Here is a 22,877-nt window from a genome sequence, read left to right as displayed (position 1 = left end):
AATTATATAATTTTTTGAGTGAAGCAAGAGTGAATTTAGATATAATTTGAAAAATTTACTAAATGGAGTATACATGAGAGGATTTTTACATTGTTTTTTTGCTTTTTTACTTGCAAGTTTATTGTTTGCTTGCTCTAAAAATGAGGATAAAAGTTCTGCTATAAGAGCTTATGGTTTTAATGAAAATACACAAAGTGTTTTTGTAGAGTTTAATGCTAATATTATTAATCAAGAAATAGGTGTTATAAAAGAAAGAGAGATTATTGTTAATAATCAAAAGACAAAGGTAAAATACGAACTTGAAACACCTACAAGATTAAATATTTTCACAGCTTTAAAAGCAAATCAAAAATATGATATTTTTATAGACTTAAATGATATTTTAGCAAATGAAAAAGTGCAATTAAAAGTTCAAACTCCTTTTGAAAAACTAGATATTAAAGGATATTTTCAAAATATTTCAAATGATGAGAGTGTATTAGTTTTAAATGTTCAAAGTTTTTATACTCTTAATAAAGATGAATTGTTAAAAGCTATTAAGATTACTGCACAAGAAAAAGAAATTCAAATAGATAAAATCATCATTCAGGGTGATATGGCAAGTGTGTATTCTAAAGCGCTGAGTATCAAAAATACTAATACTAATGTAAAAGTGGTTTTTGATAAAAATATTTTGGGCTTAGAAAACAATATAGATTTAGAATATATTTTGCTTGCAAAGAGCGAATTTGTTTTCCAAAATGCAAATATAGTTAATAAAAACATAGAATTATTTTTTTCTCAAAATATTTCACAAGATCAAAATTTAAAAGAATTGATTTTTATTACTCCCAAAGTAGATTTTAAAGCATTAGCTTTTGGAAATAAAATTAAACTTACAGGTGATTTTTCTCCAAATAAAACTTATGAAATTCAACTTGCTCAAGGGATTAAAAGTGCTGATGGAATTAGTACAAAAGAAAATTACAAAACTCAAGTAAGTTTAAAAGACTATGAGCCTGCTATAAGTTTTACAAATCAAGGGGTGTTTTTATCTAGCAAGGCAAGTAAAAAAATAGCTTTTAAGAGTATGAATGTTAAAAAGGTTCATTTAGAAGTTCATCAAGTATTTTCAAATAACTTAAGTGAATATTTAAGATATAAAAATCTTCAAGGTGCTAAAAATTTAAGCGATTATGATAGTGATATTTTTTCAGAGAGTGATTATACTAGTGAAATAGTGTTAAAAAAAGACTTTGATATAAAAAATACTAAAAATCAATGGCAAGAAAACGAGATAGTGTTAGATGGTTTAAAAGATTTAAGTGGTGTATTTATAGTCAAGCTTTATTTTAAAGAAGAAGATGTTGATTATGCTTTTGATGAGGGAATGGAGAGTTGGAAAAAATATAGATTTTTTAACCAAAAAGCAAAAGTAAGCAAGAACTTAATTTTTTCAGATATCGCTTTGATTGCTCAAAATTTAAATAAAAAGCTTTTTGTAGATGTGAGAGATTTTACCACACAAAAGGCTTTAGGCGGGGTTAAGGTTGATATAATTAGCAAAAGTAATCAGGTTTTAGCTTCTAAGACAAGCGATGATAACGGTTTGGTTGTTTTTGATGATATTGATGAGTCAAAAGCTTTATTTATCATTGCTTCAAAAGATAAACAAGCTTCTATTTTGCGTTTAAGTTCACCTTTGTTATATGATGGTTTTGATGTTGATGGTTTTGATTTAACTTCTCAAAATAAAGTATTTATTTACACAGAAAGAGGGGTTTATAGACCAGGTGATGATATCCATTTAACTATGGTTGCAAGAAATGATAAAGGAGCTGTTAATCACCCTATATTTTTAAGTTTTTTTGATCCACGCAATAAAAAGCTTTTGGATAAAATTAAACTTGAACCTTTGAGTAATGGAACTTTTTATAAAAAGATTTCACTTGATCAACAAGCTTTAAGTGGAGTGTATTTAGCTAGGGTTGAATTAGCAAATGCTATTTTTGATAAAGAAATTTTAGTGCAAAATATAGTGCCAAATCGTATAAAAGTATCTATGCAAGCTCCAAAAAGTATAAAAGAAAATGAAAAATTAGATTTTAATATTAGCTCAAAATACCTTTTTGGAACACCAGCGAGTAATTTACAATATCAAGCTGATTTATTTGTAAGTAAAAAAGAATATAAAAATTCAAAATACCCAGAATATCTTTTTTCAAATCCTAGTGTTTTAGTGCAAAAATATCAAGATAATTTAAAAGGTATGTTAGATGAAAATGGCTTTACAAAGCAAGAATTTGCTTTAAATGACTTTTTTAAAAATACTCCATATAATTTAGAAGCTAGCATAAGGGCTAGGGTTTTTGAAAAAGGTTCAAGATCAGTTGAAGCGCTTGTAAATTCACAAGTAATATTGCATGAGTATTTTGTGGGTATTAAGCGTTTAAAAAATCATTATTTAAGCTCAGGTTCTATTATCAATTTTGAAGCCATTGTGAGTGATTTAGATGAGAATTTGATAGCAAATAGGGAAATTAAATATACTATTTATGCAAATGATTATTCTTGGTGGTGGGATTATGATAATTATGATGATTTTTTAAAATCACTCAAAAAAGATAAAAACACACAAATCATTACTCAAGGAAGTATTTTAAGTAAGGATAAACCGGTTAAAATAGAATTTGATCCAAAAGAATACCATGGTGAAATGTTCATAGAACTTGAAGATGTACAAAGTAAAACAAGCACAGGAGAGTTTTTTTATATTAGTAGTTTTGGTGCGCCAAGTAATGCTGATATAGTGAGTTCTTTAAAGATTAAAAGTGATAAAAAAGAATACAAGCCAAATGAAACAGCTTTTATAGAATTTGAAAGTGTTAAGGGTGCAAAAGCTATTGTTACTTTAAATGATAATGCAAAGGTTTTAAAACGCTTTGTGATAGATACGCATGAAGATATTACAAAGGTTGAAATTCCTATTCTTAAAGAATATATGCCAAATGTTTATGCGAGCGTGATTTTACTTCAAGATTATGATCAATATACCAACGATAGAGCCTTAAGACTTTTTGGTGTGGTGCCTTTAAATGTAGTAGATGAGCAAAGTAAAATCGAGCTTGATTTAAAAGTACCGGATAAAATCATGCCAAAACAAGATTTTGAAGTAGAAATTCAAAGTAAAAACAAGCAAAGTTATACTTATACTGTCGCTATTGTAGATGAGGGCTTGCTTGATGTGAATGCTTTTAAAACTCCAGATATTTGGGGGTATTTTTACCAAAAAACACGCTTTAACATGAGTATATATGATACCTATGATAAAATCATTGCTAAAAATATTTCTAATGCTTCTAAGGTATTAACTACGGGTGGTGATGTTTTCTTAGAAAGTAGAGCAAATAAAAGTAAAAATGATGAAAAAGCAAGACGCTTTAAACCGGTTGTGTTGTTTCAAGAGCCAGTGCAAAGTGATGAAAATGGTTATGCAAAATTAAAATTTAATATGCCATCATATTTAGGTTCGGTTAGGGTTATGGTAGTGGCAAACAACTTAGCAGGTTTTGGCAGTGCTTCTAAAGATATCCAAGTTAGCGCACCTGCTGTAATGCTTGAAACTTTGCCAAGAGCTTTAAGACTTGATGATGAGTTTAAGCTTTTGGTGCAGGTATTTAAAGTAGATGATGATGTAAAAAATGCAAAACTTAAACTAAAAACAAAAAATTCACTCATAAATTTTGAAAAAGATGAAATTTTAATTGACTTTGGTAATGAAAAAACAAAAGATATTTATATTAACGCAAAAGTAAATTCAAACAAGCTTGGAGTAGAAGAAATAGAGTTAAGTTTAAATACAAAAGATTACACCTATACTCAAAATACGCAAATTGATATAAAAGCATTAAATACCATTACTTATGAGGGTAAATCTTTTAAAATTCCTGCAAATACTTCTATGGAGTTTAAAATCACACAAGATTATATTAATCCAGTGGCGTTTTTAAGTGTGAGTTCTAAGCCTATTTTAAATATAAATCATAGATTAAAATACTTGCAAAATTATCCTTATGGATGTATAGAGCAAAGTACTTCAGCAGTTTTACCACAACTCTTTTTACAAAAACTTGATCAAGGAACAAATGAACAAAAAAATATTAACAATATCAATGCATTGTTAAGTAAATATGCAAATTTCCAAACTGCTAATGGTGGTTTTGCTTATTGGCAAGGACTTAAAGATTCTGATGCTTGGGGAAGTAATTATGCGGGTATGTTTATGATTTTAGCCAAAGAAAGAGGTTATTATGTGAGTGAGGGAATGTTTAAAGCATGGCTTGATTATCAAAAACGCTATGTTTTAAAAGCTCAAACAAATAAAGAAATTAGAATAAATTCTTTATATCTTTTAGCTTTAGCCAAAGAGCCAAATTTAAGCATAATGAATGCTATTTATGAAGATAGTGCTTATTTGCAAAGCCTAAATAATGTAAGTCTTTGGCAACTTAGCGCAGCTTATAAATTAGCGGGTTTTGATGAGGTGGCTTTAAATATAGCTAAAAATTTAAGCACAAAGCCTGATGAAAAAGCTAATTATACTCATACTTATGGATCTTTTCTAAGAGATGAAGCTATTATTGCAAATGCGTATAAAATAATCTATAGTAAAGATAATGATGAATTATTAGATGATATTAAAAAAACTTTAGAAAGCCAAGCTTGGCTTAGCACTCAAAGCACAGGCTATGCTTTATATGCTTTGGCAAATAGCTTTAGCGATGAAAGCTCTAAAACTATCAATGCAAGAGTAAAAATTAACGGTGAGAGTAAAAAACTCAATACAAGTTTTTCTAAATTTGAGTTTAATCAAGGTAGCGCTTTGATAGAAGCTAAAGAAGATACTTATGTGCATTTTGGAGTAGAGGGTATTAAAAAAGGTATTGTCGAGCCTTTTGCACAGCGTATGTATATAGAAAGAAGTTTTTATGATGAAAACGGAAATGAAATAGATGAAAGTGCTATAAAAAGTTCTCAAATTTTTTATATGAAATTAAAAATATCAAATAAAAATTATCCAGGCACTTCTAATATAGCTTTAACTCAAATTTTACCAAGCGGATGGGAGATAGTGCATGATCTTTTAGATGATGAAGTTCCTGATTTTGTGAAAAATTCTTATTATGATTTTGTGGATATAAGAGATGATAAGATTATGTATTTCTTTCCTTTATATTTTGATGAGTCAAGAGAATTTTTTGTGAAATTAAGTGCTGTTACTCCAGGTGTTTATACTTTGAGTGGAGCTTATGCTGAAGCAATGTATGATAATGCTTATAAAGCTTTAAGTGAGAGTAAAAGAGTCAAAGTAGTGCAGTGAAAATCAAAATAAGCCTTGCAATATGCTTTTTAAGCCTATGTTTTTACATAGGCTTAGTTTATTTTAGTTTTGATAGCAAGGATTTATTTAAAGGCACTTATAGCAAGGTTTTGCTTGATAAAAATAAAGAAATTCTTAGTGTATTTTTAGATGCTAATGAACAATGGCATTTAGAGAGTGAGTTTATACCACAAAAATTAAAAAGTGCAGTTATTTTGTATGAAGATAAAAATTTTTATTCTCATTATGGAGTAGATTTTTTAGCGCTTATAAGAGCTCTTAAAAATAATCTTTTTTCAAGTAAAAGAAGTGGTGCAAGCACGATTTCTATGCAAACAATCAAACTTCTAGAGCAAAATAAACGCACATATTTTAATAAATTTAACGAAATTATCAAAGCTTTTGCTTTAGAAAGTGCTTACGAAAAAGATGAAATTCTAAAGCTTTATTTAAACAATGCTCCTTATGGGGGAAATTTAGTAGGTGTTGCAAGTGCGGGTTTGTTTTATTTTGAAAAAGATTTAAAAGATCTTACTTGGAGTGAAGCAGCTTTGCTTGCAGTGCTTCCTAATAATCCAGGTTTGATTAATCTTGAAAAAAACAAAGATAAGCTTTTAAAAAAACGCAATGTTTTACTTGATAGGCTTTTTGAAAAGGGATATTTTTCTAAAGATATCTTAACTCTTGCAAAGGCTGAAAAACTTCCTAGTTTTAAAGCAAGAAAAAACTTAGCTCCACATTTAGCACGTAAGCTTTTAGCGGATAAAGAAAAAATCATTTCTAGTATAGATAAAAAAATTCAAATCAAATTTGAAGAAAAAGCTAAGGAATATTCTTATAAATTAGAGCAAAAGGGTATAAAAAATTTAGCTATATTATTAGCAGATACCAAAACAAATAAAGTTTTAGCTTATGTAGGCTCTAATGATTTTTATGATTTTGCAAGTTTTGGTCAAGTTGATGGGGTTATTGCAAAGCGTAGTGTAGGTTCAACCTTAAAACCTTTACTTTTTGCTTTTGCTATAGATGAGGGGCTTATAGCGCCTGAATCTTTAATGCTTGATGTACCTACATTTTTTTCTAACTTTGCCCCGCAAAATGCAAATAAAAAATATCATGGCCTTATTAGCGCAAAAGAATCTTTACAAAAATCACTTAACATTCCTTTTGTAAGCTTACTTGCAGAATATGGGTATGAGAAGTTTTTTTATAAACTCAAAGATATTTTAGATTTTGAAGATGAAAATTTTAAAAAATACGGACTTTCTTTGATTTTAGGCACAAAAGAATTGAGTTTAGAAGATATGGTAAAAATTTATCTAGGGCTTGGAAATTATGGAAATTTTAAAGAACTTTTATATGAAGAAAATGCATTTACTAAAGAAGATAAAAAGCTTATTAGTGATGGAGCAAGCTTTTTAACCTTACAAACCTTAAAGGATTTAGATCGAGCAGGTTTAAGACAATATGATTTTAATACCATCATTTCTTGGAAAACAGGCACAAGTTATGGGAGAAAAGATGCCTGGGCTATAGGAACTTCTCCTAAATACACTTTAGGAGTATGGGTTGGAAATTTTAATGGCGAAGCAAATGCAAATTTATATGGTGTAAATATAGCAGGAGAGTTATTTTTTGAGCTTTTAGCCTTACTTGATGGGGTTAATTTAGAATTTGAAAAGCCTAATGATTTAGTTACTATCAAAATTGAAAATCAAACAGGATATAGATATGATTATAAATTTGACTTTAAAGAAGTGCTTTACCCACAAAGTGCAAATGTTTTAAGGACTTCACCATTTTTAAAAGAAGTTTTTATGTATAAAAACAAAGAAGTTGATTCTTTAGATGAAAATTTCCTTTATGCAAAGAAAAAGATTATTTTAAATTTACCTTCTAATGCACAAGCTTTTTTTGCTAAAGAAAAGCAAAATTTACAAAGCTCTAGCCAAAATTTAAAAATCATATATCCGCTAAATAATCTTAATATCATTTTGCCAAAAGATTTAAAAAATAAGCAAAAATTGTTAATTAAGCTTATAAATCCTAAAAAAGAAAAACTTTTTTGGTATTTAAATCAAGAATTGATTTTTGAAGGAAAAGAAGAGTTTTTATCTTTAGATTTAAAAAAGGGTAAATATACTCTTAATATTATTAGTGAAAATGGTGTAAATGATTTTATAAATTTTAATATATTTTAAATATAAATAATAAAAATTATTAGTTAAAAAACATATATACCCTCCCCCATTTTATAGGCTTTTGTGTAAAAAAGTAAAAGTAATTATGATTATTATAAAAATAAATAAAAATAAAACAATTTTTATACTTTTTTAATAAAAAAGATTTATAATAACAAAAAATTTTTACCACACGCTCAAGGAGAAAAAATGCGTAATTGGAGTCTTGGTGCAAAAATTGTTGCTATAGCTATTATCACGGTTGTTTTGATTTTGAGTATTTTATCTGTGCTTATTATTAACAGGTCTACTACTATTTTAAATACACAAATAGAAAATACACTCACAGCTTCTGTGCATCGTTATGGAAATCAAGCTGAGGCATCTATTAAATCTTTGTTTGTTAGTACCATTGGTACGCAAAGAACTTTAAATAACCTTATTTCAGAAGGTGCTATAAATCCAAAAAGAATAGAAAATATTCTTGGAGAAGCTGTTGATGCAAATCGTGACATAGCTTATGGGTATTACTATTTGCAAGATGGAACAATGTATAAGAATTTGGATGTTGAAGAAAAATATTTTACCAATAATAACGAATTTATGGTTTTGATGAGAGATTCGGATATAAACAATGCTGGAGGAATGCAAACTTTAGCAGCAAGTGAAGAGATTGCAAAAACTAGGGCCGTTAAAAATTTAATGAATGGAAATAAGTTATATTTTGGTGAACCAAGATGGTATAACATTCATGGAAACAAGTTTTTAGGGCTTAACGTAGCTGCACCTATAACAGATAAAAAAGGCAAGGCAATAGGTGTTGTCGGTATGCTTTTTGATCTTAAGCCTATTGCTACATTTTTGAATGATTCTTCAAGATCGATTTATCAAGGTGCAAGAAGAATTTTAATAGCAAGTAATGGTGTTATAGCTACACATCCAAATGCGGAATTTGTTACGAAAAAAATTTCTGATGTGAATAAAAATGCAGCTTTTATAGTGGATTTACAAAAAACAGCCTATGCTGGTCCAATTAATTATATAGCAGATGATGGTAGCGAATATCATGGGGCTATAAGGGTGTTTGAAATATGGCCAAATACAGGAATTCACTGGGCAATGTTAGCTATTGTGCCAAATGAAACTGTCTATGCACCTATTACAGAACTTAGAAATATTATCCTAATTAGCTCGGTTATTGCGGTAGTTTTCATTGTGATTGTTATTAGTACTTCGGTAAAAAGAATTGTCTCAATACGAATACAAAGATTGCAAAACCATTTGATGAAATTTTTTAAATATTTAAATCACGAAGTAGCATCTGTTGAAGTTTTAACACCTAGATATAATGATGAGCTTGGAAAAATGGCATTAATGATTAATGATAATGTTCAATATATTCATACGTGCTTAGAAAAAGATGAAATAACAGTGCAAAATATTCTAGAAGTTTCTTGCGACATAGAAAAAGGACATTTTACTCAAAGAATAAATGCAAATCCTGTAAATCCAAAACTTGTAGAGTTAAAAGAAGTATTAAATAAAATGCTTGATGATATGCAAATGAAAATAGGTAAAGATTTAAATGAAATAGAAAGAGTTTTTGCTAGTTTTCAAAATCTTGATTTCTCAGATAAACTTGACAATGCAGAAGGAGAGATAGAAAAATCACTTAATGCAGTAGGTGCAGAGATTAGAAAAATGCTTCAAGCTTCGCTAAGTCAAGGAGAAATGCTTCAAACTAAAGCTGATGCTTTAAAAGAAAGTGTATTAAAACTTAATGATGGTGCGCAAAAACAAGCTGATTCTTTACAAGAAAGTGCCGCTGCGGTTGAGGAAATGAGTGCTTCTATGAATGCAGTAGCAGCAAGAACTGAAGAGGTTATTAAACAAAGTAGCGATATCAAAGATGTAACTGATGTTATTAGAGATATTGCTGATCAAATTAATTTGCTTGCATTAAATGCAGCTATTGAAGCAGCTCGTGCAGGAGAACATGGTAGAGGCTTTGCTGTTGTTGCGGATGAAGTTAGAAATCTAGCTGAAAGAACTCAAAAGTCTTTAGGTGAGATTGAAGCTAATACTAATATCTTAGTTCAATCTATTAATGAAATGGGTGAGAGTATTAAAGAGCAAGCTTTAGGAATTTCACAAATTAATCAATCTGTTTCAGTAATAGATGGTTTAACTAAAGAAAATTCACAAATTGCGCACGCAACAAATTCTGTAGCAAATGAAGTTGATTCTATGTCAGCTGATATTGTAGCAGAGGTTAGAAGAAAGAAATTCTAAAAAACTACCCTTTAAAGGGTAGTTTAATTTATAAAATATTCTTGAATTTTATTTTTATCTTCAAAAGCCATACTTTGGAAAATTTTATCTTTAAAGCCTATTTTGTATTTTGTATTATTTTGAGTTTTAGCATAAGTTAGCGCTATGCTTAGAGCAAGTTCAAGATCTTGCGGATTGATGTTTTCATCTACTAAAGAATAAGCACCTATTAAATCAAAAAGTTTTAATTCTTCATACTTTTGAGTTTTTAATTCTTTTAAAAATTGATTTTCTAACTCATTTCTACCTACTATCATTTTAGAGCCATTTGGAAGTCTTAAGTGGCGTCCGTATTTTAAAAGTTGCGCATCATTAACTTGCATATTTTTATCAAATTTAATAAAATCTTTGATTTTATTTGAAAAACTCTCAAGTGTGAGCAAACATCCACCACCTGGACTTTCAAAATCTTCAAAACCAAATTTGGCAGCTAGTTCTAGTTGTCTTTTTCTGCTTCTTCCACTTATGCTTTCTAGCTTTTCTCTATCAACCCAACCCTCACGCTCAGGTTTGGTTAGAGGTAAATTTTTAGCACACATTGGACGCAAGATTAAATCTTCTTCATCAAGTGCTAGTTTTTTAACCTTTGCCATAGCATCATTTCTTTGGCTCATTGGGCGTTGGCCAACCACTTCTCCTGTGATGATAAAGCTTGCGTTTTCATCTTTTAACATAGAAAGAGCAGTTTTAAACATAAAAGCATGACAATCTATACAAGGGTTAAAATGTTTTCCATATCCATATTGAGGATTAAATAAAACTTCTTGCAAATAAGCATTTCTTACATCTATCATCTCAAAACTAGCTCCTGCCATAGCAGCACGTTTTGCCATGAGTTCGCTTTTATCACTTGTGCCACCAAAGCCTATATTGATATTTAAAGCTTTTACTTCTATGCCTTGAGAGCTTATGAGTTTTATAGCAAGCATAGAATCAAGCCCGCCACTAAAAAGTGCTAATGCTTTCATTTTTTCCTTTCGAAATTTTTGGCATATTGTAGTGAATATTTTTTAATTTTTGTGCAAGTTTTTATTTAAAAAACTTCTTCTTCGAAGTTATAATGAATTGCTTTTTTATCTTTGATATTTTTTTGTAGTCTATTTAAAAATAATTCCAAGCTTTCCTCATCATCTAAAAAATGCACGCTTTTTAAAACTTCTATCAAGTGATTAAAAAAAACTTCATCGTTTTGATAGCTTTTTTTGATTTTTTCTAAATTTTGATTGAGTAAATTATAAATTTGTTTTTTAAAGGCTTGTTTTAAATTTAAACTTTTTAATTTATTAAAATATGCAAGGTTGATCTTGCAAATAGCATATAAAAATTCTTCTAAATTGCTTAAGTTTTTGATATTTTCAAATTCATAAAGCTCTCTTATGCTAGGATCTTCAAAGTTTTTTTGTTCTAAAATAGCTTTAGTGATATCTTGGTGTAAAAAATATTCTTTTGCGCTTAAAAGTTTAAAAAGCCCTATAATTTCATTATTTTCATATAAAAATTTCAAAAGCTCTAATTCGCTTATATTATTGATTTTACTTTGTTTGATGGGATTAGTAAAGCTTATTTTTCTTGTATTTTTAGAAAGTTTTATATCATTAATATTTACACCCAAAAGATTTGCTACTAAGGTAGTGTAAGAATTTGCTACTAAAGGCTCAAGATTAAAAGTGTATTTTTGTACCTCTTCTAAAGCCTTTTGTTTACTAAGTGCTGAGCTTAAATCACAACTTGCAATCAAACTTCTTATATAAAATTCTCCAAGCTCTATGCCTTTTTCTAAAATATTAAAAAGTAATTTTTCTTGATGGCTTGCTACAAGTTCAGCTGGATCTTTCCCGCCTTCTATTAAGACTACTTTTCCATCAATTTTTGCTAAACTTAGCAAATGTGCTGAACGCACAGCAGCATTAAGCCCTGCATTATCATTATCAAAACACAAAATCACTCTTGCCTCTAATCTTTTTATCAAAGGTATGTGATTTTCACCCAAAGCTGTTCCTAAAACCGCTACAGCATTTTTAAATCCTGCTTTATGAAAGGCTATAGCGTCCATATAGCCCTCGCAAATTATCATTTCTTTTTGTTTATAAATGGTATCTTTTGCTAAATTGAGTGCGTAAAAAACGCGTGATTTATCAAAAAGTTTGCTTTGGGGAGAATTAACGTATTTTGCCATATTGTTTTCATCTAAAGTTCTACCACCAAAGCCTATGAGTAAATTTTTATGATCATAAATGCTAAAAGTAATGCGGTTGATAAAACTTGCATAAGCGCCATTTTCATTTTGTTTTATCGCACCTACCTCTAAAGCTTCTTCTTGAGTGATTTGCTCATTTTGTAAAAGTCTTAGTGTTTCATTGGAACTTGGCGCAAAGCCTAGTTCAAAGGTTCTAATATCCTCATCATTTAAGCCTCTTTTATAAAGATAAGCTAAGGCTTCTTTGTTTTTAGCTAGGTTTTGTTTATAAAAAGCATTAAGAGTAGGCAAGATATGAATGATGGATTTTTTATTATCTTGTTTTTGTGAGGTGTAAGTAAGTGAAAAATTACTCCATGAAGCAACTTTTTCTACTGCTTCAACAAAGTTTAATTTCTCATAATCCATTACAAATTTAAAAACATTACCCCCAGCCTTGCATGCAAAACAATGATAAAATCCTTTAATAGAATTAATATGCATACTAGGATTTTTATCATCATGAAAAGGACAAACGCAAACATAGCTTGAGCCTTGTTTTTTTACTTCAACATAATGAGCTATGATATCAACAATATCTGTTTTTTGTAAAAGTTGTTCTATACTTGCTTGTTCTATCATCTTTAAACCTTAAAGAAAATTATATAAGCATTTAGCTATAATTGTTATAAATTTGAAAATTAAGTTGTAAGGTTATGGATTTTTTCTTTGTAGAATACCGCGATCCTTTATTTGGTCTTATTGTTTTAACTGCTTTGGTTTTTATCATAGCTAGCTCACATTATATATGGCGTATTTTTGCAAGTAAAGACCAAAAAAGCAAACTTGATCGTTTTGTAAAAAAATTTGAAATTAATTCTACACACCAACAAATTTTAAAAAATGCTAATTTAAGTATAGAAAATTTAAATTTCTTAGCTCAAATTTTTACTAAAAGCGGTGAATTTGAAAAAGCTGTGGGGATTTATCTCATAGCTTTGCAAAAAGCAAATGAAGCAAGCCAAAAAGAATTTATCTTTTTTTCACTAGCACAAGTTTATTTAAAAGCAGGGTTTTTAGAGCGTAGCGTGGAAGCTTTATTAAATGCTTTAAAGATCAAAGCACGCAATAAAGAAAGCTTAAAACTTTTAAAAATTGTTTATTTAAAACTCAAAGATTATGATAAGGTTTTAGATGTTTTAGAGTGTTTGTTTGAGCTAGGAGAAAATATATATGCAGAAAAAGCTTTGATAAAGGCTTTGAAAATTCAAGCAAGTTCTAAAGAGCAAGAGCAAAAACTAAAAGAAATTCTAGCTTTGAGCAAGGATAATGAGTATATTTTAAGACTTTGCTTTTTGCATTATAAAGATAAACTTACTCAAATGCCTCAATTTGAAAATGTCATTGATTTACTTAATGAATGCAAAAGTCCGCTTAATCTTGAAGATGAAAAATATCATGAGTTTTTTTATGCAAAAAATTTAAGCACAAAAGCTATTCCTATCAAAAATCACAAACTAAAAATTTTAAAAATTTTAAACGATAATGAGTTAAGTGCAAATCTTAGCTTTACTTATGTGTGTAATAATTGTAAAAATCAAAGTCCTTTGTTTTTTTATCATTGTCCATTTTGTTATGAATTTGGAAAATGTGAGATTTATTATGAGGTAAAAGCTTGAAAAATATTGAAATTTATACTGATGGTTCTTGTTTAAACAACCCTGGCTTTGGAGGGTGGGCATATGTTTTAACTTATAAAAATCATCAAAAAGAACAAAGTGGGGCGTGTGAGAATACAACAAATAATCGTATGGAGTTAATGGCTATTATAGAGGCTTTAAAAGCTTTAAAAGAACCATGTGAGGTAAAATTATATACAGATTCAAATTTAATGGTACAAAGTATTAATGAATGGCTTGAGGGCTGGATAAAAAAAGATTTTAAAGGTAAAAAAAATATTGATCTTTGGAAAGAGTATTTAAGTGTGGCTAAAGATCATAAAATAACTGCTTTTTGGATCAAAGCACACAATGGCCATGAATTAAATGAACGTTGCGATGAGCTAGCAAGAAATGCAGCCTTAAAGCTCCAAGAAGAAAGGTCAATAAATGCTTAAAAAACTCCAAGAAAGACTAAATTATCATTTTAAAAATGAGCAATTGCTCATCGAAGCTTTAACGCATAAAAGTTACAAAAAGCCTTATAATAATGAAAGATTAGAGTTTTTGGGTGATGCTGTAATGGATTTAGTAGTAGGGGAGTTTTTGTTTTTTAAATTTCAAAAAGACTCAGAAGGAAATCTTTCTAAACTTAGAGCAGCTTTGGTAAATGAAAAATCTTTTGCAACTTTAGCGCAAAAACTTGATCTTGGAGTATGTATTTTTATGTCTATTGCAGAAGAAAATAACGATGGACGCAATAAACCTTCCATACTTTCTGATGCTTTTGAGGCGCTAATGGGAGCTTTGTATTTAGAAATAGGTTTTGAAAAAACCAAAAATATAGCATTAAATTTACTTAACGAAGTTTATCCGCATATTGACACACAAAGTTTGTTTAAAGACTATAAAACAAGACTTCAAGAAATTACACAAGCAAATATGGCAGGCACGCCTGAGTATATCGTAGTAAAGGCTTTTGGACCTGATCATAAAAAGCAATTTGAAATTGCAGTGAAAATTCAAGGTATAGAAGTAGCAAGATCTACAGCAGGTAGTAAAAAAGAAGCCCAACAACAATGTGCTAAAATTGCACTTGAGAAATTAGGAAAACTATGAATAGCTTTGGAATAAGATTTAAATTTACAAGCTTTGGTGAATCTCATGGTCAAGCTATAGGTTGTGTGATAGATGGTATGCCAGCAGGGGTGAAATTTGATTTTGATTTTTTACAAGAAATGCTAGATAAAAGAAAGCCAGGTCAAAATAAATTTAGCACCCCTAGAAAAGAAGAAGATAAGGCTCAAGTTTTAAGTGGGGTTTTTGAGGGTTATACGACAGGAACTCCTATAAGTGTTTTGGTGTATAATGAAAATACACGCTCGAAAGATTATGAAAAAGATGTGTTTCGTCCCGCACATGCTGATTTTACTTATTATCACAAATATGGCATTAGAGATTATAGAGGTGGTGGAAGAGCTAGTGCTAGAGAAAGTGTAGTAAGAGTAGCAGCAGGAACTGTGGCACAAATGCTTTTAAAAGAATTTGATATAGAAATAATGAGCGGAGTTTTTGGAGTAGGAAGCATTGATAGCAAACTTAGTAATGATGAGTTTGATTTTGATTATGCTAAAAATAGTGAAGTTTATGCTTTAGATAAAAATTTAGAGCAAAACTTCAAAGATGAAATTTTAAAGGCTAAAAAGGCTAAAAATAGTATAGGTGCTAGAGTGTTTACTAGAGTAAAAAATCCTATTAAAGGCTTAGGTGAGCCTTTGTATGATAAGCTTGATTCTAAACTTGCTCATGCAATTATGGGGGTAAATGCGGTTAAAGCTATAGAAATAGGAAGCGGTATTCAAAGTAGTTATATGTATGGAAGTCAAAATAATGATGAGTTAAAAGATGAGGTATTTTTAAGTAATCATAGTGGTGGAGTATTAGGTGGAATTTCTAATGGGGATTTTATTGATATAAAAACATATTTTAAACCAACCCCTTCTATATTTTTACCCCAACAAACACAAAATATTCAAGGAGAAAATATTATACACGAGTTAAAAGGCAGGCATGATCCTTGTGTAGGTATAAGAGGTAGTGTTGTGGTAAATGCTATGGTGGCAATTTGCATGGCTGATGCTTTGCTTTTAAATGCAAGCTCAAATTTGCAAAATTTACAACGAGTTTATGTAAAAAATAAATAAAAATTTAATACTTATTTAGATATGATGATAAAATATCTTTAAAAAGGGAGAAATATGAAAAAAAATATTGTGTTTTTTGAAGTTAGAGGTGGTAGCGATAAAGGTGAAGATGGTCATAGAAAAGATACTATGCCTATGGTAAATGCCTTAAAAGAACAAGGTTGGAATGCTGAGGTTATCTTTTTTGAAGTAGAGAAAAAAGATGAAATTTATGAATATGTAAAAAACAATGCTGATGCTTATGTTTCTAGAATCAACCCAGGAAATTTAAAAGAAGAAAACGAGTATTTTGATATGCTCAGAAAACTTTGTGCAAATGGAGTTATAGGTATGCCTCATCCTGATGCGATGATAGGATATGGCGCTAAAGATGCACTTACTAAGCTTAATAAAACAGCTTTAGTACCTGAAGATACTTATGCGTATTATGATATTAAAACTTTTAAAGAAAGTTTCCCAAAAACTTTAGCAAAGGGTGAGAGGGTTTTAAAACAAAATCGTGGCTCAACAGGTGAGGGAATTTGGCGTGTGAGATTGATAGATGAGCTACCAGCAGGAGCTGTGAGCGTGCCATTAAATGCAAAAATCAAATGCACAGAAGCAAAAGATAATCATACAGAAGAAAGAGAACTTGGTGAGTTTATGGACTTTTGTGAGCAATACATTATAGGTGATAATGGTATGCTTGTAGATATGACTTTCTTACCGCGTATTAAAGAAGGTGAAATTAGAATTTTAATGCTTTATCATACTCCAATTTATGTAGTGCATAAAAAGCCTGCAGAAGGTGCTGATGCATTCTCTGCTACACTTTTTTCAGGTGCAAAATATAGATATGATGAGCCAAAAGATTGGCAAGGATTGGTTGATTGGTTTTTAGCAACCCTACCTGAAATTCGTTCAAAACTTGGAAATTATGATATTCCTTTGATTTGGACTGCTGATTTTATCTTAGATACAGATGAGAATGGTAAAGATAAGTATGTTTTAGGTGAGATTAATTGCTCTTGTGTAGGATTTACTTCTCCTGCTGAATTTGTTGAGCCTATTGCTAAAAAAGTAGCTCAAAATATCATTGATATCGTAAGTAAAAATTAACCCTTGTTTTAACAAGGGTTTTTTAAAACTTATTATGCTTTTAACTATACTTTATATTATCGGAATTACTGTTGATGCAATGACAGGAGCTATTGCTGCAGGAAGGCATAAAATGGATCTTTTTGGAGTGATATTTATAGCTTTGGTAACAGCTATTGGCGGAGGTTCGATTAGAGATATTTTGCTTGATCATCATCCACTAACTTGGATTAAAACTCCTGAGTATGTGATTTTAATTTGTGTTGCAGCTATGATTACAACAAAAATTGCTAAATATGTTATAAGACTTGAAAAACTTTTTTTGATTTTAGATGCTATAGGTTTGGTTGTTTTTAGTGTTTTAGGCGCACAAATTGCAATACAAATGGGGTATGGTTTTATAGTGGCTGTGAGTTCAGCTGTGATTACTGGTGTGTTTGGTGGGATTTTAAGAGATATATTGTGTGCTAGGATACCACTTGTATTTCAAAAAGAAATTTACGCGGGTGTTGCTATATTAACAGGTGCTTTGTATTATATATTGTATATTTTGGGCGTAGATGAGTTATGGGTAATTCTTGCTTCATTGATTGTAGGAACCATAGCAAGACTTTTGGCTATATATTATGGTTTAAGTTTACCTATATTTTCTTTTAAGGATGGAGAAAATAAAGAAAGCTAAAATTCTATCTTATAAACTCTTAAAGAACAAGCTTCATTATCCATAATATTTTCAATAAAAATTCCACCATATTTTTCATAAAATCCTACAAGTTCTGTCAGTAGGTAAAATTTATTTATATTTTTTGTTTTCAAATCATTTTTTATAAATTTTAATAATTGATTAGTTAATTTGTTTCCTCTGTAATTTTCTTCAACATATAAAGCACATAAATTTGGCTCCAAATCTTTTCTGTTGTGAAAATCGTTTTGTATAATTCCAGCTCCAGCTATAATAGAGTTTTTATCTAAAACTAAATACCATTGAGGAATAGTTTGACTGTTAAAGCTACTTTCTATGCTTTCAAAATAAATTTTTTCATCTATACCCCATTTTTCAGAAAACCATTTGGAAGCTTTTGTTGACAGATCTTTTTTGTCTGATATATTTATTATATGCACAAATGAAATCTCCTTATGGAATGTCAGAATTTATAATCAATTTTTGTATCTAGAAGTTAAAAAGTGGTGACCCATACGAGACTCGAACTCGTGTTACCGCCGTGAAAGGGCGATGTCCTAACCGCTAGACGAATGGGCCAAAACATTAAATTAAGAAATGAAATTATATCTTATTTAATTTAAAAAAAGCTTAATTATTTTACAAAACGTAGATAAAAATAGCCAAATACACCTGAAGCTAAGGAAGCTAGTAAAATAGCAAAATTATCTACAAAATTGAATATATCACTTGCTTCATAGGCAAGGGCGTCTATAAAAAAGCTCATAGTAAAACCTATACCTGTGAGTATGCAAACTCCATAGAGTTGTTTAAAATTAGCATCTTTTGGCAGTTTTGCAAGTTTAAATTTAATTGCCATATAAGCAAAGCCAAATACACCGAGTTGTTTTCCAGCAAATAAGCCTAAGAAAATCCCTACACTTACACCACTAAATAGCATATGTGCTTCAATTTTTGAAAGATCAACCCCTGCGTTAGCAAAAGCAAAAAGTGGCAGTATTATAAAAGCTATCCAAAATTTTAAACCATGCTCAATTTCTTCTAATAGGCCATGGTTGTTTTTTGTATGCACAGGAATAAATAAAGCCGTGATGATACCTGCTAAAGTTGCATGTACTCCACTTTTTAATACACTAAGCCAAAGTAATGCTCCAAGTATATAATAAAATGATTTTCTTTCATTGCCCAAACGATTAAGTAAAAACAAACCTACAATACAGCAAAAGGCAACAAAAAAAGCTAAAGTAGAAAGCTCTCCTGTATAAAAAATAGCAATGATTAAAATAGCTCCTACATCATCAAAAATCGCTAAAGATACTAAGAATATTTTTAAAGAACTTGGTATGCGTTGTTTTAGCATTGCAAGTATAACTAGAGCAAATGCAGTATCAGTTGCAGTAGGTATGGCCCAACCTTTTAAAACATAAGTATCATTAAAATTAATAGCACAAAATATCAAAGCAGGTACCACTATACCACCTATAGCAGCTATTAAGGGTAGAGTAATATTGCTAAGAGTTTTAAATTCTCCTTGAACAAATTCTTTTTTTAATTCAAGTCCTATTGCAAAGAAAAAAATTGCAATCAGTCCATCATTAATCCATAACAAAGAAGGTTTAAAAAGTTCCCAAACACCCACTTTTACACCCATTTCTACACTTAAAAAATTCATATAGTGTTGTCCATAAGGGCTATTTTTGAGTAGCAAGGCAAAGATTGTTGCTATTAAAAGCAACAATCCTCCTAAAATTTCAAGAGATAAAAAGCTTTGGAGGTTTTTAAATTTCATTTTTTGAAACTATAAATGAGTTTTAAATAAACATAGCCAATCACAGCACTTAACAAAGAGGCTATTAAAATAGCAAGCTTATCTGAATATGCAAAAATATCACTATTTTGATAAGCTAAGCCATCTATAAAAAAGCTCATGGTAAAACCTATACCTGTGAGTATGCAAACCCCATAGAGCTGTTTGAAATTAACATTTTGCGGAAGTTTTGCTAAACCTAGTTTTATACTAATATATGAAAATAAAAAGACACCTATTTGTTTTCCTAAAAATAAACCTAAAATAATACCTAAGCTAACAGAAGAAAACATAAAACTTGGATCCATATCTTTTAAATCAACACCTGCATTTGCAAAGGCAAAAATAGGTAAAATAAAATAACTTACCCAAGGTGCTAAATCATGTTCGATTTCTTTTAAAAAAGATTCACCACTTTTTGTTTGAAGTGGTATAAATAAAGCAGTAATCACACCCGCTAAAGTTGCATGCACTCCACTTTTTAACATGCTTATCCAAAATACTATAGCTATAATGATATAAAAGGATTTTTTAGTAACATGAAAATGATTTAGCAAATAAAGTGCTAATATACATACCAAAGCAGCGATCATAGCAAATACTGAAAGCTCGCTTGTGTAAAATAAAGCAATCACAATAATCGCACCCAAATCATCAAAAATAGCTAAAGAAAGTAAGAATAATTTTAAAGAAGTAGGTACTCTTTTGCCTAAAAGCATTAAAATTCCTACTGCAAAAGCCACATCAGTCGCTGTTGGTATAGCCCAACCTTGTAAAGCAAAAGCATCTTTATAGTTAAAAAACGCAAAAATCAATGCAGGTACTATCATACCACCAAGTGCAGCAAATACAGGTAAAGACATAGCTTTTATACTATTTAGCTGTCCTCTTGTTACTTCATATTTTAATTCAAGCCCTATTGCAAAGAAAAAAATCGCAATAAGTCCATCATTAATCCATAAAAGCAAAGGTTTAAAAATTTCTAAACTTCCTGCTTGAAACCCAAAAGGAATATTTAAAAAATTGGTATATTGATCCGTTAAAGAGCTGTTTTGTAAAATTAATGCAAGTACGGTAAAAAATATTAGCAAAACACCCGGAAAAGTTTCGCTTTTAACAAAGGTTTGAAGTCTTTGCATATAAATAGCCTTTTTAAATTTTTAATTAATGCGTTATTTTAACATAAAAAGGCTTGAAATTTAAAGTTTAAGCAGAAAAACTGCTTAAACAGGTATAACGCGTATATTTGGGCTAAGTTCTTCTTGTAAAATATTTTCTATAGCATACAAGGTTGCACCGCTCCCGCTTGAACAGCCACTACATGCTCCAAGATAACGTATGTAAATATCTATATTTTTATTGTCACTTTTTTGAATATCAATTACTTCTAAATCCCCACCATCTCCATGTAGCATAGGACGCACATCGCTATCTAAAACAGCCTCTACTGCTTTTAGTTGTTTAACCATGGTCATATCATCAAAAGCAATATCGGTTTTGCTTTGATCTTTTAGCTTTTCTCTTTCCATTTCAGCTCTAGTTTCAGCTAAAATATCTACAAGGTAATAATCTTTTTTCTCATGTCCTCCAGGCTTAACACAAGATTTACAAAAAGCTCCTGCTTTAGTAAATTGCGTGATTTCTTCTACTGTATGTAAATCATTTAGTTTAATTACTTCTTTGATGGTTCCAAGGCTTACTCTAGCACATTCACAAACTATGATTTGATCTTCAAAGTCTTCAGGATTAACACCTTTATAATGCGCTGCAGCTTGTTTGATAACATCATAAGCCATAACCGAACAGTGCATTTTTTGCGGTGGAACCGCAGGAGTTTCAGGGTTATCTCTCATAGCAAATTCAACATCTAAATTTGTAATTTTTACAGCCTCATCTACAGTTTTACCTATACAAAGATCAACCATAGTATCACTACTTGCTATTGCTGTACCACAGCCAAAGCTTTTAAATTTAGCATCAATGATTTTATCAGTTTTTTCATCCACTAACCAATAAAGCCTAACCGCATCACCACAGCTTTCAGCTCCAAAATCTGCAACAATAAGTTTTGCATTTGCTTTTTGCGCATCTTCTTGTGTGAATTCACCCATATGCTGAGGGTTATTCATTCTATCTTGTACTTTTTGAGAATACTCATCCCAAATTGATCCGCCAATTAAATTATTCTTTGCCATTTTTTATCCTTTAAATGTTTTCAGGCTTATATGCATAAGTACTTGAGATTGCTCTAAGTCTTTGCGTTGCTTTTTTTATTTGCTCTGCTACATAATCAATTTCATCTTCTGTGTTAAATCTTGATAAAGAAAGTCTTAGAGCGGTGTGTGCTAAGTCATTTTCTGCGCCAATTGCTTCCATGATAGGATTACTCTCAAGTGCTTCGCTAGCACAGGCTGAACCGGTGCTTGCTGCTATACCATTTTTGTTTAAATCCCAAAGCATAGCCTCGCCTTCTACGCCTTTAATACTTGCTAATATTGTATTAGGAACTCTTCTTGATCTATCTCCAACTACACTTGTATCAGGCATAGCTAAAATTAAATCTTCTAATTTATCTCTTAATCTTCTAATGTGTGAGTTTTCAAAATCAAGCATAGTATTTGCAATTCTTAAAGCTTCTGCCATTGCTATAATATATGGTACATTTAAAGTTCCACTTCTTCTACCACCCATATGTTCACCACCATGTAAAAGCGGAGTTAATTCTATATCCTTTTTAATATAAAGTCCACCTACACCTTTTGGACCATGAAATTTATGTGCAGAAAATGAAGCAAAATCAACCCCAGCTTTTGCAAAATTAACCTTGATTTTTCCAACAGCTTGAGTTGCATCAGTATGAAATAATGCTCCATATTCATGAGCAATTTGAGCCATTTCTTCTATAGGAAAAATCATACCAGTTTCATTATTTGCCCACATAATGCTTACTAGCGCAGTTTTATCTGAAATAGCTTCTTTTAAATCTTTTACACTAGAAACACCCTCATGATCAACGCCAAGTTCTATGACTTTTACTCCTAAAGATTTCAAAAACATAGCACTAGCTGCTACTGCAGGATGTTCTACACTAGAAATAATTACTTCATTTCTATCGCTATTTAAAATTCTATCAAAATACACACCTTTTAATACCCAATTAATACTCTCTGTAGCACAGGAAGTGATAATGATATCATCTAAATCGCTTGCTCCAAGTCCTGTATAAAGTTTATCCATAGCTTCTTTTAAAGCAGGATGAGTTGTACTACCCCATTGATGAAGGCTATTTGGATTGCCATAATGTTCTTTTAAAAAAGGTTTCATAAGCTCGTAAGCTTCTGGTGCGAGCTGTGTTGTTGCATTGTTATCTAAATAAACTCTCAAATTATGCTCCTTTAATTAG

Annotated in this window: 15 protein-coding genes, 1 tRNA gene and 2 pseudogenes; 10 read left to right on the top strand and 8 right to left on the bottom strand. The window is 30.2% G+C overall.

Annotated features, from left to right (window positions below; all coding sequences use genetic code 11):
• The first annotated feature begins 73 nt into the window (after window positions 1-73).
• The 4 genes and pseudogenes from L8W55_RS04305 to L8W55_RS07970 all read left to right on the top strand — a co-directional run.
• The gene (locus L8W55_RS04305; protein WP_263677493.1) at window positions 74-5,359 is read left to right on the top strand and encodes an Ig-like domain-containing alpha-2-macroglobulin family protein; all 5,286 of its coding nucleotides are present in this window, start codon (window positions 74-76) and stop codon (window positions 5,357-5,359) included.
• Window positions 5,356-7,560, top strand: a complete 2,205-nt coding sequence (gene pbpC / locus L8W55_RS04300; protein WP_263677492.1) for a penicillin-binding protein 1C — start codon at window positions 5,356-5,358, stop codon at window positions 7,558-7,560. The genes L8W55_RS04305 and pbpC overlap by 4 nt, the downstream gene beginning before the upstream one ends.
• 189 nt (window positions 7,561-7,749) lie before the next feature.
• Window positions 7,750-8,379 (top strand): annotated as a pseudogene (locus L8W55_RS07975) (hypothetical protein); the annotation flags it as partial.
• 1,071 nt (window positions 8,380-9,450) lie between these two features.
• Window positions 9,451-9,831, top strand: a pseudogene (locus L8W55_RS07970) (methyl-accepting chemotaxis protein); the annotation flags it as partial.
• Window positions 9,832-9,854: 23 nt separating this feature from the next.
• On the opposite strand, the gene L8W55_RS04290 reads toward L8W55_RS07970, so the two are convergent.
• Complete coding sequence (locus L8W55_RS04290; protein ID WP_039629150.1) at window positions 9,855-10,838, bottom strand: MnmA/TRMU family protein; 984 nt, start codon at window positions 10,836-10,838, stop codon at window positions 9,855-9,857.
• A 65-nt stretch (window positions 10,839-10,903) separates the two neighbouring features.
• The gene (gene dnaG, locus L8W55_RS04285; RefSeq protein ID WP_263677489.1) at window positions 10,904-12,688 is read right to left on the bottom strand and encodes a DNA primase; all 1,785 of its coding nucleotides are present in this window, start codon (window positions 12,686-12,688) and stop codon (window positions 10,904-10,906) included.
• A 74-nt stretch (window positions 12,689-12,762) separates the two neighbouring features.
• Here dnaG and L8W55_RS04280 point away from each other — a divergent pair, with 74 nt between their 5' ends.
• From L8W55_RS04280 to L8W55_RS04255, 6 genes are read left to right on the top strand one after another with little or no spacing between them, the layout of a single operon-like run.
• Window positions 12,763-13,725: a hypothetical protein gene (locus L8W55_RS04280; protein WP_263677486.1), complete on the top strand. Its 963-nt coding sequence runs from the start codon at window positions 12,763-12,765 to the stop codon at window positions 13,723-13,725.
• Window positions 13,722-14,162, top strand: a complete 441-nt coding sequence (gene rnhA, locus L8W55_RS04275; RefSeq protein WP_263677484.1) for a ribonuclease HI — start codon at window positions 13,722-13,724, stop codon at window positions 14,160-14,162. Before L8W55_RS04280 ends, rnhA begins: the two co-directional genes overlap by 4 nt.
• Window positions 14,155-14,823 (top strand): ribonuclease III, encoded by a 669-nt coding sequence (rnc, locus tag L8W55_RS04270; RefSeq protein WP_263677482.1) that lies wholly within the window; start codon window positions 14,155-14,157, stop codon window positions 14,821-14,823. Before rnhA ends, rnc begins: the two co-directional genes overlap by 8 nt.
• Window positions 14,820-15,908, top strand: a complete 1,089-nt coding sequence (gene aroC / locus L8W55_RS04265; protein WP_263677480.1) for a chorismate synthase — start codon at window positions 14,820-14,822, stop codon at window positions 15,906-15,908. Before rnc ends, aroC begins: the two co-directional genes overlap by 4 nt.
• A gap of 54 nt (window positions 15,909-15,962) precedes the next feature.
• The gene (locus tag L8W55_RS04260; protein ID WP_039619407.1) at window positions 15,963-17,006 is read left to right on the top strand and encodes a Cj0069 family protein; all 1,044 of its coding nucleotides are present in this window, start codon (window positions 15,963-15,965) and stop codon (window positions 17,004-17,006) included.
• Window positions 17,007-17,040: 34 nt separating this feature from the next.
• Window positions 17,041-17,667: a trimeric intracellular cation channel family protein gene (locus L8W55_RS04255; protein WP_039629140.1), complete on the top strand. Its 627-nt coding sequence runs from the start codon at window positions 17,041-17,043 to the stop codon at window positions 17,665-17,667.
• Here L8W55_RS04255 and L8W55_RS04250 read toward each other — a convergent pair.
• The 6 genes from L8W55_RS04250 to L8W55_RS04225 form a co-directional block, all read right to left on the bottom strand.
• Window positions 17,664-18,107 (bottom strand): GNAT family N-acetyltransferase, encoded by a 444-nt coding sequence (locus tag L8W55_RS04250; protein WP_263677479.1) that lies wholly within the window; start codon window positions 18,105-18,107, stop codon window positions 17,664-17,666. The genes L8W55_RS04255 and L8W55_RS04250 overlap by 4 nt on opposite strands.
• A 64-nt stretch (window positions 18,108-18,171) precedes the next feature.
• Window positions 18,172-18,246 (bottom strand) — tRNA-Glu (locus L8W55_RS04245).
• A 55-nt stretch (window positions 18,247-18,301) separates the two neighbouring features.
• Window positions 18,302-19,456, bottom strand: coding sequence for a Na+/H+ antiporter NhaA (nhaA, locus tag L8W55_RS04240; RefSeq protein ID WP_263677478.1), 1,155 nt, complete (start codon window positions 19,454-19,456; stop codon window positions 18,302-18,304).
• The gene (gene nhaA / locus L8W55_RS04235) at window positions 19,453-20,613 is read right to left on the bottom strand and encodes a Na+/H+ antiporter NhaA (protein WP_263677477.1); all 1,161 of its coding nucleotides are present in this window, start codon (window positions 20,611-20,613) and stop codon (window positions 19,453-19,455) included. Before nhaA (L8W55_RS04235) ends, nhaA (L8W55_RS04240) begins: the two co-directional genes overlap by 4 nt.
• An 84-nt stretch (window positions 20,614-20,697) precedes the next feature.
• On the bottom strand, window positions 20,698-21,669 hold the full coding sequence (locus L8W55_RS04230; protein WP_087685319.1) for an iron-sulfur cluster assembly scaffold protein: 972 nt from the start codon (window positions 21,667-21,669) through the stop codon (window positions 20,698-20,700).
• Between the two features lie 10 nt (window positions 21,670-21,679).
• Window positions 21,680-22,858: a NifS family cysteine desulfurase gene (locus tag L8W55_RS04225; protein ID WP_263677476.1), complete on the bottom strand. Its 1,179-nt coding sequence runs from the start codon at window positions 22,856-22,858 to the stop codon at window positions 21,680-21,682.
• Window positions 22,859-22,877 lie beyond the last annotated feature (19 nt).

Origin of the sequence: Campylobacter sp. FU_520, from assembly GCF_025772385.1 — a bacterium.
GTDB lineage: Bacteria > Campylobacterota > Campylobacteria > Campylobacterales > Campylobacteraceae > Campylobacter_D > Campylobacter_D lari_C.
This window is presented reverse-complemented; position numbering and strand designations above follow the sequence as displayed.